We start from the raw sequence: 13,994 nt of genomic DNA on the forward strand, positions 1-13,994 counted from the left end.
CCGCAGGGCTTGCGGGGCTAGTCTGTGGAGCGAACATAAGACCTAAGAATCTTCGGGTTTAAGGGCGGTTGCAATGAAGCAGAAACCTAAATCGTGAGGTTTAGGAATCCCGCGCTTTTAGCGCTGGGAGGATGTCAAGAAACTTATAGATCTCTTAGCCCACCGTCTCCCGGTGGGTTAATGCTTTGTTGGGGGACAAGTGTATCAAAATGGCGAGACTTGTCAGAGTATAGTGGGAAGAACATTACGTTTTGGGAACCCATCTCGGAACGCCGCCGATGTATCACTTGCTCAAACAGCTCTGGCTAGCCATTACCAACCCCCAAGGCGATAACCACCCGCGATCGCCTGACTCCTCGCTGCACGCTCCGATTCCCCTGTCATTCTACCCTGAGACTCACTCCCAATCTGACCACTCAGAAGAGATCCAGGAACTAAAACGCATCAATCAGCAACTGCGGCGCGAGATAGCAGAACGCGAACAGAGGGAGCAGGTATGGCAAGAGCGAGCGGCTTATTATCGAAACATTGTCGAAAATGCCAATAGCCTGATTTTACGCATCGATACTCAAGGTACAATCACCTTTTTAAACGAATTTGCCCAACAGTTTTTGGGTTACCCGGAAGCAGAAATCCTGGGACATTCTGCGGCGGAGACGATTATCCCAGAAACCGAGACATCGGGACGGAACTTGACTACCCTGATCCAAGACATCATTCAACACCCCGATCAATACCGCTACCACGAAAACGAAAATATCCGGCGGGATGGTAGTCGCGTCTGGGTAGGGTGGACGAATAAAGCGCTCATCGATGGATCGGGACAAGTAACAGGTATTCTCTGTATTGGTCACGATATCACCGAGCGTCATTTAGCTCAAAACGCTCTGCGCTTGATGAATGAACAATTGGAACAGCGAGTTGTTGAACGCACAGCGGCGTTAACGGTAACCAATGAGCAATTGCGCCAGGAAATTACTGAACGCCAAAGGGCGCAGGAAACGGAACAGCAGTTAATCGCGTCACTGCAAGCGGCGAAAGACCAGTTACAAGCGATTTTAGATGCTGTACCTGGATGTGTGTCCTGGATGGGGACAGATTTAAAGTACCAAGGCGTTAACAGTTACCTAGCCAAAACATTCGGATTATCCGCCGCAGCATTTGTGGGGAAGGAACTGGGGTTTATGAATTCCACCCCCGGATTTAAGGACTTTATTGCCCAGTTTTTTGCTAGTCCCCTCCAGGAAGCCAAGCGAGAAATTGAAACCTTGATTGGTGATAACTGTCGGTATTATTTATTGGTTGCCCAGAAATACCAACAGGGTCAAGCAGCTGTCTGTGTCAGCGTGGATATTACTGAACTCAAGCGCACGGAAGAGGCGTTACGGTTGAGCGAGGAAAAGTTTGCTAAAGCCTTTCGCTGTTGTCCAAATTCGATCACGATTAGCACGTTAGCAGATGGACGGTATATCGAGGTCAACGAAACTTTTATGCGGTATTCTGGGTATGAACGCCAAGAGGCAGTTGGTTGCACCGCTGAGGAATTAAATATCTGGGTGCATCCTGAGGATCGCGATCGCATGGTTCATAGTCTACAGCACAACGGTGCGATTACGAACCAAGAATATGAGTTTCGCACGAAATCGGGCGAGATTTTAATCGGGTTACTGTCCGCTGAAATTATCCGCTTAAAAGGTGAACCCTGCTTACTAGCCCTCACCCTTGATATTACCCAGCGCAAATTGGCTGAACAGCGACTTAAAGAGAGTGAAGTTCAATATCGGGCAATTTTTGAAGCCACGACGGATGGCTTAATTATTAGCGATTTAGACGGACAACTCGTGGAGGCAAATCCAGCCGCGTGTCAAATGCATGGCTATTCCTATTCAGAGTTTATCCATCTTGATCCCGAACGTTTTATTCATCCGGACTCTCATTCAATATTTTACGAGTATCTTACTGCTGTCAGACAGGGAGTTCCCTTTCAGCGGGAAGCGGTAGATTTGCGTTCCGATGGTACGCCGTTTCCCATTGAGGTACGGGGAACCGGGTTTATGTACAAAGGACAACCCCATCTTTTAGCTGTGGTGCGGGATATTACCCAGCAAAAGCAAGCCGAAGCCCGGTTACGAGAAGCGGCGGAACGCGATCGTTTGTTGGGAGAAATTGCGGCTCGAATTCGCCGATCGCTGGATCTGAATGAAATTCTGAATACGACTGTAGCAGAAGTGCGCCAGTTCCTGCAAGCGGATCGGGTTCTGATTAGTTATATGGATGGGGCAATGCATGGCAAAGTTGTGGCAGAATCCGTGGCGGATAATTTTCCCTCCTGTTGGGATTTAGCCGTAGAAAATGATGAGTATATTCAGGAGTTAATTTCTTTATTTGAACATACTGATGTGCAAGTTATTAACGATACCGCTCTTTGGGAAACGCCCCCGGAACGCGCCGAATATTTGGATCAATTTCAAGTGAGAGCCGCGTTAGCTGTGGCGATTGTCGTGGATGAGCAAATGTATGGCTTATTAGTGGCGCATCAATGCACAAGTCCGCGTCAGTGGCAACCCTTGGAAGTGGATTTACTACGCCGTCTAGCGACACAAGTAGCCATTGCGATTAAGCAGGGACGATTATATCAACAGCTTAGCGAACTGAATACGAACTTAGAGTGTCAAGTCGAAGAAAGAACGGCACAATTACAGCAAAAAATGCAGGAACTGCAAGAACTAAATCAACTCAAGGATGTGTTCTTACATGCGGTATCTCATGATTTACGTACACCCGTGATGGGGATGTTAATGGTGCTGAAGAATTTACTCAATAGTTATGCGTTTACTGAGAACCAAGAACCCAGACAAAATGACCAAGGACAACAGACCATTCCAGTCTCGCGTTCTATTGTAGAGCGGATGATTCAAAGTAGCGATCGCCAGCTTAATTTAATTAACTCGTTATTGGAAATTCACGCGGCTGAATCTTATGGGATTCCCTGTGAGTGCGAACCCTTACAATTGAGTCAACTCATTCAAGAGATTTTGACAGAGTTGCAACCGTTATTGGTGAAAAATCAAGTAACGTTGACCAATCAAGTTCCCGATGATTTACCCTTAGTGAGTGCTGACGCCAAGCAATTGTGGCGAGTATTTGAGAATATAATCACTAATGCGATGAAACATAACCCGCCCGGAATTCATCTAACCCTGAGTGCGACGGTGGTGGAGGATACTGTTGAAGAAGAGAAAGTGCGCTGTGCGATCGCGGATAATGGGGTAGGGATGGAACAACAGCAGTGCGATCGCCTTTTTGATCTCTACTATCGCGGCGCTTCTTCTCGCAGTTTAAGTGGTATTGGTTTAGGATTGTATCTGTGTCGGCAAATTATTAAAGCACACGGCGGCGAAATTGGCGTGATTAGTTCTCCAGGAGAGGGAACAACTTTTTGGTTTACTTTACTCACATCTTCTACCAGCCAAAGCTAAGTAAGTTTCAACGATGCACTCGTACCCGTTTAGAAGGATTTTGCTTCTGCACCCAGATTAAAAACTTCTGCATTTGAGGTTCATTTTTTAGCTTTTCCAAAGAATTGAGTTCTTGAGATAAGTGAGTGTTGTCAAACAGAGAATGGATCTGTCGATGACAAGCAGAACAAATCATGGCGGTGGGAATTGTCTCGACTTTTTTCTTCTTTGCTTTCTGTCGAGGAATTAGGTGATGAATCGTTAAACGCTCAACATCTCGTTCACATAATTGACAAATCATCGTTAGTCGTAAACTATTACAGACATTAAAGGGAAAGCTTTACAAGTGCATCTTTGACGGCTGACGGCAATTGTCGTAGAATCTTGCCTTTCTCCCGGTCAACAGCAACTAACGTCACCCGACCGGTTACATAGAGTTCTTTACTATCAGGCGATTGAACCTGGTAATCCCAATAGATGCGAACTCCGTCCATATCCGTCATCCGGGTTTTGACAATCGCCGTTTGACCCATACGAAGCTGACGGTGATAGCGTATTGAGAGTTCAACTACAGGTAACTCACATCCCATCGCCACTAAGTCAGCATACTCGATGCCGATAGATCGTAAGCATTCTACCCGTGCTTCTTCCATCCAGGTTAAGTAATTACCATGCCAAACCACACCTGCATAATCACTGTGGTGAGGATGTGCCCGCACCGGGTATTCAAACCAGTGTTCGGTGGTGGCGGTTAACGAATGACTTTGGATGGCGCTGGTGGGTGGAAGTTGAGCTGAAGATTGGGACTGGTCAGACATATTATTAAACTAAGCGAGAACGTAACTGTTTCACTACCTAGATAACACAGGAGTAACCGTAAACTGCAAGCGGGAATAACCGACACATTTAAATACAAAGTTCAATATAAGAGTTTAATATAGTCGATTAACCCAAGCGCTTGAGTTATACAGCGCTTTGCGCTGTAATAAAGTACAGTAAATAAAAGTCCCCCTTTTTAAGGGGGATTTAGGGGGATCGACAATGTACCGCATAGCAGAGCAAACTGCTGTATACAGCAGATTTGGTGGTTGATGAGGTACAGTCTCTAAGCAAGATCCCCGACTTCTTGAAGAAGTCGGGGATCTGTCTGTGTACCTCACTGACTTGAAAAGCGCTATATCCACCAACCTAAGAGCTTAGGTTTTGTCAAGCGACCAATAGCAGGATCGCAGTAAGCTAGAAGAAAATTGGGACATGATTTAGGCAAAAAATAATGCACAATCCATTCCCAGGAATGAACCCCTACTTGGAGTTGCCATACCTGTGGCATCAAGTCCATAATCGACTTATTGTGGCGATCGCAGATTCCATTACCCCTCAAATCGTTCCTAAATATCGGGTAGCGATTGAGGAACGCATCTATACCAGCATCGATGACTCGTTACTCGTAGGAATTGCAGATGTGGCGGTTTCTCGTCGAGACTCCACTCGTACTGGCGCAACGGTAACGGCTACCCGGTTAGCTGAACCCACTCCGGTCAAAGTCCCTGTACCGGAACAGGTTACTGAACGATTTTTAGAGGTTAGATCAACCCAAACGGGTGCTGTTGTCTCTGTAATAGAAATACTTTCTCCCAAAAATAAATCTGCCAAGGATGGTCGAGAGGCGTATCAAAATAAACGCCAGAAAATTTTAGCATCAACAACCAGTTTCGTTGAAATTGATCTGCTCAGAGTTGGCAAACCAATGCCGATTATTGGCGATACTCAGACAGGTTACCGTATCCTGGTTAGTCGGGGATATTGCCGACCGGATGCCGATTTATATACCTTTGGTTTAAAAGAACCGATTCCAGCGTTTCCTGTCCCCTTACGTCCAGATGATCCTGAACCCATAGTAGACCTACAACAGTTACTTAACGATATCTATGAGCGTGCTAGATTTGACCTAGCGATTAATTACTCGCAACCCGTCAAACCCGCCCTTGCACCTGAAGACGCTATCTGGGTTACCGAAATTCTGGAAAGCGCGATCGCAGATGAAGGTTAGGTCATACCCTTACTGGCGGATAGAAGCACAAATTCTTCCAGTCACCGACAAAGCAAACTCGATTTGTGGTCATTTGTCATTGGTCATTTGTCATTTGTCATTTGTCATTTGGCTCAAATCTAAACGACAAGAGGGCGGATTTTGTTGATTAGTTATCGGTATACCCGCCAATTAAACGGCTAAACCCGCCCCTACAATACGATATAACTTCTGCCTCCTGCCTTCAAAAAGCCTTGTTTCTACTTCGCTTCCATCCAATTTTCCCCTTCACTCACATCTACCAGCAACGGTACAGTCAACTCAACCGCTGACTCCATCGTCTCTGGTATTTTTGCTTGCAATTCTTCCCATTCATCCGGTGGAACTTCAAAGATTAATTCATCATGAACTTGTAACAGTAATCGCGCCTGGTAATTCTGTAACACCTCATGCATTTTTACCATCGCAATTTTGATAATATCAGCACTAGATCCTTGAATCGGAGCATTCGCGGCGGCTCTGAGTAACCCAGCGTCATATTGACCGATTCCTTTGAATTCATCAAGATTAATCTTTTGAGGATTTTTTCCTTTAGCATCACGTAGTCGGTTGCTATTAAATTCAAAGTAACGGCGACGTCCTAAAATAGTTTCCACATAACCGTTTGTGATCGCGTTTCGTTTCATCTGTTCTAAATACCCGAAAACTCTGGCATAGCGCTGCTTCAATCGGTCAATAAATTCCTTCCCTTCTGTGGCTGACACCCCGGCTTCTCTGGCAAATCGTTGGGGTCCCATACCGTAGATCACACCAAAGTTAATTGTTTTTCCCAATCGCCGTTCGTCTGGCGTTACGGTTTCTTTTTCAAACAATAATTTAGCCGTTACTGCGTGAACATCCTGATTATTTCGGTATGTTTCCACCAGTACGGGTTCTTGACTCAGATGTGCCAAAATCCGTAACTCAATTTGGGAATAGTCTGCCGATACTAATAACCAACCGGGTTCAGGTAAAAATGCTTTGCGAATTTGACGACTAAATGCTGTCCGAATCGGAATATTCTGTAAATTAGGATTCGATGAGGATAAACGTCCTGTGCTGGTTATCGTTTGATTAAAATCAGTATGTATGCGTTGGGTATCCTTATGAACCAGTTTCGGCAAAGCATCAACATAAGTGGATTTTAACTTAGAGAGGGTGCGGTGTTCTAGAATGGTATCAATAACTGGATGATCCCCTTGTAGCTTTTCCAATGTGGCATGATCCGTTGAGTACCCTGTTTTCATTTTGCGCGACTTGCGGCGGTCGAGATTCAGTTTTTCAAACAGTAATTCACTTAACTGTTTTGGAGATCCTAAATTAAATTCTTCTCCGGCTTGCTTGTAAGCGTTCTGTTCAATGTCTGCGAGTTTCTTTTCTAGAGATTCCGAGAGTTCTTTGAGATAAGCCGTATCAATGCGAATTCCCTGATATTCCATCTGGGCTAACACAGGTTCTAGCGGTTGCTCAACCTCAAGCAACAGCTTCTCTAAAGCTGGAATTGCTTTCAGTTCTTCCCTGAGTTTAGGAACCAGTTGAAACGTGGCATAGACTTGCATCCCGCAGTATTTTGCCACTGTGTTGCTACTCAATGCAGCAATGGTTTTTCCTTTGGGAATCTTTAAATCTTTGTAGCTTTTTAGCTGAATTTGGGGGAAGTAGCGCTCCGTTAAGCTATTGAGATTATGACTATTATCTGGATTGAGGACATAACTGGCTAGCATCGTATCCATGACTACTCCTGCCAGTTCAATCTCCTGAGTCCGTAAAACCAGACGGTCAAACTTTACATTTTGTAGCGCTTTGGGATAGCGATCGCGCTCTAAAATAGGACGCAGTGCTTCTAGAACGGTCTGTTGGTCTAAATTCTGACCCTGGTTATGGGCGATAGGAATATAGGCAGTATCTGTTGCTTCAAGCCCCCAACAGCAACCAATACCCACCAGTTCGGCGTTCCGTGGCTTCAAATCACTGGTTTCTGTATCCCAAGCCACTGGAGTTTCTATGTTCGTGCAGTTTTCCAGAATATCGACCAGTTGGTCTAATTTATCTTTTGTATCAATAATTCTAGGTTGAATTGGACAACTGGCTGCCGCTTGTTTCTGATAGTCTTCTGTTTCATCGGCTGTCCAGAAAGACAGATCAGGACTACTGTCTTCAACCGAGGGTTCTGATTCTGTCCCTGTATCTTCCACCACGTTTCCACCAAAACGCTGATGAATTTCGTCAATTTTCTTTAAGAAAAACTCGAATTCCAGTTTTTGTAAGAAAGGCTTAAGTACAGAGGTATCAAACCCCTCTAACTTGCCCGCATTTAATTCCACATCCACAGGTGCATCAAATGCCAATTGCGCTAAGTACTTAGAATGTTCAGCGTCTTGCTTTCCGGTTTCCAGTTTCGTTTTTACCGCACCTTTAATCTGATCGAGAGATGCATAAATGCCTTCTAGGGAACCAAAATCATTCAGTAACTTAACCGCCGTTTTTTCGCCAATTCCCCTCACGCCGGGAATATTATCGGATTTATCGCCACAAAGGGCTTTGTAATCCACCACCTGTTCTGGTGTAATACCCAGTTTATTTTTTACCCCTTGGGTGCTATATTCTTCCAGTCCAGTGGAACTGCCGCTTTTTAATGCCTTATGGCTGAGATAGAGAACTGTAATTGACTTTTGCGGATCGATGAGTTGAAATAGGTCGCGATCGCCCGTTAAAATTTTTACCTGATACCCTTCATCAGTCGCCCGATGTGCCAAGGTGGCTAAAACATCATCAGCCTCATAGCCCGGAACCGCCAATACGGGTAAATTCAACGCCGTCAGCAATTCTTTGAGATTCTGCAAATCTGGGATAAAATCTTCCGGTGTCTCCGGTCTATCGGCTTTATAGGTATCATCCGCTTCGTGACGAAATGTGGGCAATTCCAGGTCAAACGCCACCGCCATCGCCTGAGGTTGCTGGGAACTGATCACCTCTAATAAGGACTTGAGAAAGCCAAAACACACACTGGTGGGTATTCCACTCTTGGTTCGTAGTCCCCCATCTCGTCCTTTAGCGAAGGCGTAATAGGAACGAAACGCGAGAGAATGACCGTCAACCAGAATAAATAGTGGTTTTTCTGCCGTTGTTGAATCGGCAGAGGGAGAGGCGTTAGGCACAGGCATTGATTGAGACATAGGCTCATTTTAGCTTAATCCATGAGAAGCCCCCTGCCCTACTCGTAGGGAGACGTGGGATGAATCGCCAGTCAACCCCAAGCCCGAAAATCGACGAATTACTCATTGGGACGATATTGGTTTTCTCTGTAAGAATTCGAGCCGTTTAAACCCGGTATAGCAATGATGTCACAGTTTGCTGATTTTCGGTAAATATACTCAAGCAACTGTTCAGCTTGAGCAGTTTGCTCTAGGAACAAGCTGATACAACTGCCTCAATCCAAGAGCGGCAACTTTTCCGAACGCCTCAGTTTGGAGTACGCCGCCAGTTAGGTGGGGGAGAGCCTGTGGACTGTTCAAGTGCCGTCACTGTCAGGATGAAGCAGGAAGTAAAGGAAGTAAGCGGCAAAGTTGTCCACTTGTGGGTAGCTTTGAGTCCGTTTTCTGTAACTGTAACGGTTCTCCACCTTTGGATTTAATAGAAGTCTTCATTTGGAGGTATAGGCAATTTGTCAAATAATTGTTACAATTTTTAATATAGCTTGGGAACGGTTGACCCGTTCACAGAACATAGCCCTTGCCAAATGCAGGCTTGTGTCATCTGAACGTCCATTTTTTCTAGCATTCAAGGAGATAACCATGTCCCAACCCATGCAACTTTCCCTAGAACAACAATTTAATATCCGCTCGTTTGAAACCCAGGTGCAGAAAATGAGCCGTGAGCAAGCTCAAGACTTTCTGGTTAAGCTCTACGAGCAAATGATCATGCGTGAAAATATGTACAAGGAGTTTCTCAAACATGAATGGGGTCTAGAACCCAGTTAAAAGTACGAGCAGTGGTCCCTGTGTAGTGGGCGACCTCCGTCTCTTGCTCGGTTCCTACGGTGGAAAGGAGCTGGGGATGCTGGGGCGTCAACTCTAGTAAGGCTTTGGTCGGAATGGAATAAGTTGTAAGTAATGCGTCATCAAGCGTTGGATTGATTGGCTCGAAGACTTCATTCTCTGAAACACACAACGCCACATCAGTGACAAGAGAGTGTAGCGAACTGGCTGAAATGATTAGCTCAACAATGATTTAGTACAATTAAGCAAGAATACTCTTGTCCTCATCTAGGAATAAAGGGTCGTTCAACAATAAAATCGTCGATTGTCCTGGTATTTTCTTAGAGACAAAGCAAAACTTAATCATAGACATCCCCTAAGCGGTAAGCTTGAATCCGTAAGCAGCCCAACGCCAAACCTGCTTTGACGCTGGGATCTGTGATAAAACAAACATTTTCCTATCTTATGTTTCAGCGTTGCTTAATTTGCACCGATTTTGCCGATGGTTTGTATCGGTTGGTCGAGTTTGTACCCAGTTTAGCGGCTAATGGTATCCAAAGGATTATCTTTCTTCATAGCGTACCATTGTGGGAGGAAGGGGAAATTCCCCGGATAGATGAGGAAGGAATTACCCGCGCTCGCGATCGCCTGCAAGCTGGATTGAAAACTATACCGGAGGGTGTAGAGGTTCACATCGAAGTTCTCTCAGGGCGTCCTGTGGACAATATTCCTAAAGTAGCCAAGCGTTACGAAGCTGATGTGATTCTGACGGGGATGGAAAGCCGCAATTTTTTACAAGAAAAGCTGTTTGGTAGCACTACAGCCGGATTAGCGAGGAACTATACCACTCCCCTGTTGATTCTGCGTCCCCAACTGGTTTCGACTTATACCTGTGAAGAACTCGAGCTGCGCTGTCAACATTTATTCCGCTATTTTCTGATTCCTTATAACGGCGGTAAGGCTTCGGAGCACCTGTTGCAAAAGGTGAAAGCTTATGCTCAAAAGCGCCCGGATCACTCACTATCTGAGTGCCTGTTAATGTGGGTGATTGAAGAAGTGGGACGTAAACCTGTTTCCAAAGAGCAACAAGTCCAAGTAGCACAAGAAAAGCTGAAGCAGATTAAAGCTGACTTAGAAGCGCTGGGTTTGCAAGTTAAGACAGAAGTCCGAGTCGGTAATCCTTATCTGGAAGTTTTAGATGTGGCGACAGTGTTTGACATCAGCGCGATCGCGGTTTCCTCCGAAACAATCGGCAGTATTATTGAATTGCCTATCCGTAGCTTTGCTGGGGAATTAATGCGGCGTAGTTGGCATCCCGTTCTCTTCTTTCCACCACCGAGTTAAATTGATTGGTCAGGGAACTTTTGCTATACTAGCTTGGCAAAGCCCTGCCGTAGCTGTTGCGCTCGCTGCCTGAGTTCAGCAATCAACTCATCTTCTCCCAAGACAACACCACCTCTGGTAATTTGTTGCTTCGCTTGAAGTTTGTGCGCCAGTTGATGGCAGAGCTGGCATTTGCCTAAAATACCCATAATTGATGGGGAAAATTTCGCAAAAACGAATTCATCTTCTGAAGTAAACCCCTTTTTGTCAATTCGCTGCGATAAGTCTTCGTGAGGGTTTGAATGAGGTTTGAGCTTGTTGATAAATTGGGCAACAGCAACAACCTCTTTTTGGCGATTCAACAGGGGCCACGCCAAGATTGTATAAGTACGGTAGCCTGTTTTTTTGTCCGTTTTCTTGGCTTGCTCTGAACGGGGATCATCGTAGACATCAAAGGGAATATTGATCATGTTGGACGAGTGGGCAGCTAAACCGACAATTCCCTTGTTCATCGGGATATCAATGATTAAAGACCCCCCTTTTCCATCCTCAGCGATTAAAGAACCCACTTCCTTCTTGTGCTGATCGATTAAAAAGATACTAGCGCGATCGGCACTCAGCAAGTCTCCAGCTTTACGAGTGATACGACCTAACATTTCACAAAGAGTGCGTACCAAATCCTGTAACGCTTTATCGACTGTATCTTTTTCGACAGAAAAATAGGAGTTAATTTGATTCTCACCCGAATTGAAGGCTACAGAAGATACAGAGGTGAGCGATGAGTCTTGTCCCTCCAAGCCAGCCACTTCTCGCCAATCCAGTCCTAATAGCTGGCAAATTTGCAGAAAGTTCAGCCGATTAACTGGCTGACCTTTGAGAAAAAGATTATTAATTACAATAGGTAGCGATCGACCTAGCTGCTCAGCTAGCTCTTGCTCTTGTCCGTTACTCTTATATCTCCAAGCTTGTTCGACAGCTTGGATATATTTAGGATGCACACTCAATGTTTTTGACATCGACATCATACAGGAGTAGCGGAATTCTACTTTAAGGATACAATAACTTTCCCGGAGCTAGCATCAGCCAATTAACGTAATCTGAATACGATATTTGTCTTAGTACACCTTTATCATTCGTCAGGGAACAGGGAACAGGGAACAGGGAACAGGTAAGGTAGAATTTTGAGTTAACCTCCCCCTGCTCCCCCTGCTCCCCCTGCTCCCCCTGCTCCTGATAACTGATAACTGATAACTCCCCCATATCCCCCACACCCGACACCCCACACCCGACCTACTTTTCCTTTGCCTCGTCCGGGGACTTGGCATCAAAGTAAGCTTCCAACACCTGCTTAACCATCGGTGCAGCTACGGAACCGCCACCACCACCAGAATGTTCAGCAAAAGCGACCACGACAATCTCGGGTTTATCAAATGGCGCAAAGGCACCAAACCAGGCGTGAGGCTTTCCAGGTGGCGCTTCGGCTGTGCCACTCTTTCCAGCTACCGGCGGTAGATGAGGCACATTTAACACTTGTCCCGTACCACCATCAACCACCGCTCGTAATCCCTTACGTAGTGTCTCTATCGTTGAAGGCTTCATTTCCATTGACACCCGCCAATTGCTTAACGCCTCATTGTCTTTATGTAAATGCGGTTTAACTCGATAGCCACCATTAGCCGGAACAGCAAACATGACTGCCACTTGCAGGGGTGTTGCCTGAGTAAATCCCTGACCAATGGACATATTCACGGTATCTCCCACTGTCCATTCCCAGTTGAAGCGCTCCCGCTTCCAGGTATCATCCGCAATCAAACCGGCAGCTTCTTCAGACAACTCAATTCCCGTGGGTTGACCAAATCCATAGTTCCTTGCCCATTTAATCAGAGTCGGTCCACCTACCCCTTTGCCAATTTGACCATGAAACGTATTACTACTCCACGCCATAGCTTGCTGGTATCCCAACGGGCCAAAACCGGCACGGTTCCATTCGCCAAAGGATGTACCCCCAACATTCAGGGCGGCAAAGGTGGGCAACACGGTACCTGGTCCAAATTTCCCTGACTCCATACCCGCTGTTTGGGTCACCACCTTAAACGTACTCGCCGGGGGAAATCCGCGCATCGCCCGATTGACAAAGGGATTTCCTTTCCCCTGCAATTGCTTCCACATATCTGGAGTAATCCGGCTTGAGAAAATGTTGGGATCGAATGTAGGGCGGCTAACCATGGCTAAAACCGCTCCATTTCTGGGATCAAGGGCGACAATCGCACCCTTTTGATTGCCCAATGCGGCTTCGGCTGCCTTCTGGGTCTTTAAATCAAGGGTAATTTGCAGGTCTTTACCTGATTTTGCCTCTTTCTCACCCAGAATCCTCAGAACTCGACCTGCACCATCAACCTCCACTTGCTGACCGCCCCATTCTCCTCGCAGGGTTGGTTCAAAGGCTTCTTCAACCCCCATCTTCCCAGCAACATCGCCCATGCGATACCCTTCAGCGCGACGTTGTCCTAGTTCTTGATCATTCAGTTCCCCGGTATATCCCAAAACGTGAGCACCTACATCCCCATTGGGATAGTCCCTTACCGCTTCGATATCCACCTCGATGCCATCCAGTTGATGGCTATACTCCTGTAAAGCGGTGATTTGGGCAGGTGAAAGCCCCCGTTCAATTCGGATCAGCGAGGGTGAATCAAAGCCAGCCCGTTCGACTCGTTTTTGAATCTCATCTTCGGGAAGATCTAACAGTTGGGATAGACGTTGGCGCGTTTGGGGCCATTCATCTTTTTTCAGCGCCACGGGCCATAAGAACACTGAATGAGACAAGCGAGAGCTGGCAAGCACTTTGCCCTGGCGATCGAAAATATTGCCCCGCACTGGTTGCTTCGGCACCAGCCGAATCCGGTTATTTTCAGCCAGTTGTCGGTTACGTTCTCCCTGAACCAACTGTAAGTACGCCAAACGAGAACCCATTGCCCCGACTAGGAACAAACTGACAATCAGCATGACAATGACCGATTGGTAATTGCGTCCAACGGTACGGGGTGTCGTTTGGCGACCTCCGGAATAGGGCTGAATCACGGTCATAGTAAACGGCTTCTCAACTCTCTTTAGTAGTTTGTACTCAGTCTAGTGTTGATTGTGACGCTTTTTTCACAGAAGTGGCTTATC

The 13,994-nt window shown here is 46.1% G+C and carries 9 protein-coding genes; 4 read left to right on the forward strand and 5 right to left on the reverse strand.

Going from position 1 to position 13,994, the window contains the following annotated elements; translation table 11 throughout:
- Positions 1-251: 251 nt before the first annotated feature.
- On the forward strand, positions 252-3,479 hold the full coding sequence (locus tag RIC07_RS04970) for a sensor histidine kinase (protein ID WP_446393547.1): 3,228 nt from the start codon (positions 252-254) through the stop codon (positions 3,477-3,479).
- A 7-nt stretch (positions 3,480-3,486) separates the two neighbouring features.
- Here the strand turns inward: RIC07_RS04970 and RIC07_RS04975 are convergent, their stop codons facing one another.
- Positions 3,487-3,759, reverse strand: a complete 273-nt coding sequence (locus tag RIC07_RS04975) for an HNH endonuclease (RefSeq protein WP_446393548.1) — start codon at positions 3,757-3,759, stop codon at positions 3,487-3,489.
- A 25-nt stretch (positions 3,760-3,784) separates the two neighbouring features.
- Positions 3,785-4,276 (reverse strand): acyl-CoA thioesterase, encoded by a 492-nt coding sequence (locus RIC07_RS04980; RefSeq protein ID WP_446393549.1) that lies wholly within the window; start codon positions 4,274-4,276, stop codon positions 3,785-3,787.
- 455 nt (positions 4,277-4,731) lie between these two features.
- On the opposite strand from RIC07_RS04980, the gene RIC07_RS04985 reads away from it, so the two are divergent.
- Complete coding sequence (locus RIC07_RS04985) at positions 4,732-5,508, forward strand: DUF4058 family protein (protein WP_446393550.1); 777 nt, start codon at positions 4,732-4,734, stop codon at positions 5,506-5,508.
- Between the two features lie 239 nt (positions 5,509-5,747).
- Here the strand turns inward: RIC07_RS04985 and polA are convergent, their stop codons facing one another.
- The gene (gene polA, locus RIC07_RS04990; protein WP_446393551.1) at positions 5,748-8,702 is read right to left on the reverse strand and encodes a DNA polymerase I; all 2,955 of its coding nucleotides are present in this window, start codon (positions 8,700-8,702) and stop codon (positions 5,748-5,750) included.
- A 618-nt stretch (positions 8,703-9,320) separates the two neighbouring features.
- Here polA and RIC07_RS04995 point away from each other — a divergent pair.
- Entirely contained in the window at positions 9,321-9,506 is a 186-nt protein-coding gene (locus tag RIC07_RS04995) for an NblA/ycf18 family protein (protein WP_006101159.1), read from the forward strand.
- A 462-nt stretch (positions 9,507-9,968) separates the two neighbouring features.
- Entirely contained in the window at positions 9,969-10,847 is an 879-nt protein-coding gene (locus RIC07_RS05000) for a universal stress protein (RefSeq protein ID WP_446393552.1), read from the forward strand.
- Between the two features lie 23 nt (positions 10,848-10,870).
- Here the strand turns inward: RIC07_RS05000 and RIC07_RS05005 are convergent, their stop codons facing one another.
- A complete protein-coding gene (locus RIC07_RS05005; protein ID WP_446393553.1) occupies positions 10,871-11,842 on the reverse strand; it encodes a GAF domain-containing protein in 972 nt (323 codons plus the stop codon).
- A 274-nt stretch (positions 11,843-12,116) separates the two neighbouring features.
- A complete protein-coding gene (gene mrdA / locus RIC07_RS05010; protein ID WP_446383111.1) occupies positions 12,117-13,910 on the reverse strand; it encodes a penicillin-binding protein 2 in 1,794 nt (597 codons plus the stop codon).
- Positions 13,911-13,994 lie beyond the last annotated feature (84 nt).

The sequence above is a fragment of the Coleofasciculus sp. E1-EBD-02 genome, from assembly GCF_040218245.1.
Classification (GTDB): domain Bacteria; phylum Cyanobacteriota; class Cyanobacteriia; order Cyanobacteriales; family Coleofasciculaceae; genus Coleofasciculus.

Bases quoted from the DNA above. Each gene is read 5' to 3' on its own strand.
- RIC07_RS04975 (WP_446393548.1), bottom strand. From the start codon at position 3,759: ATGATTTGTCAATTATGTGAACGAGATGTTGAGCGTTTAACGATTCAT.
- RIC07_RS04980 (WP_446393549.1), bottom strand. From the start codon at position 4,276: ATGTCTGACCAGTCCCAATCTTCAGCTCAACTTCCACCCACCAGCGCC.
- RIC07_RS04985 (WP_446393550.1), top strand. From the start codon at position 4,732: ATGCACAATCCATTCCCAGGAATGAACCCCTACTTGGAGTTGCCATAC.
- polA (WP_446393551.1), bottom strand. From the start codon at position 8,702: ATGTCTCAATCAATGCCTGTGCCTAACGCCTCTCCCTCTGCCGATTCA.
- RIC07_RS04995 (WP_006101159.1), top strand. From the start codon at position 9,321: ATGTCCCAACCCATGCAACTTTCCCTAGAACAACAATTTAATATCCGC.
- RIC07_RS05000 (WP_446393552.1), top strand. From the start codon at position 9,969: ATGTTTCAGCGTTGCTTAATTTGCACCGATTTTGCCGATGGTTTGTAT.
- RIC07_RS05005 (WP_446393553.1), bottom strand. From the start codon at position 11,842: ATGTCAAAAACATTGAGTGTGCATCCTAAATATATCCAAGCTGTCGAA.
- mrdA (WP_446383111.1), bottom strand. From the start codon at position 13,910: ATGACCGTGATTCAGCCCTATTCCGGAGGTCGCCAAACGACACCCCGT.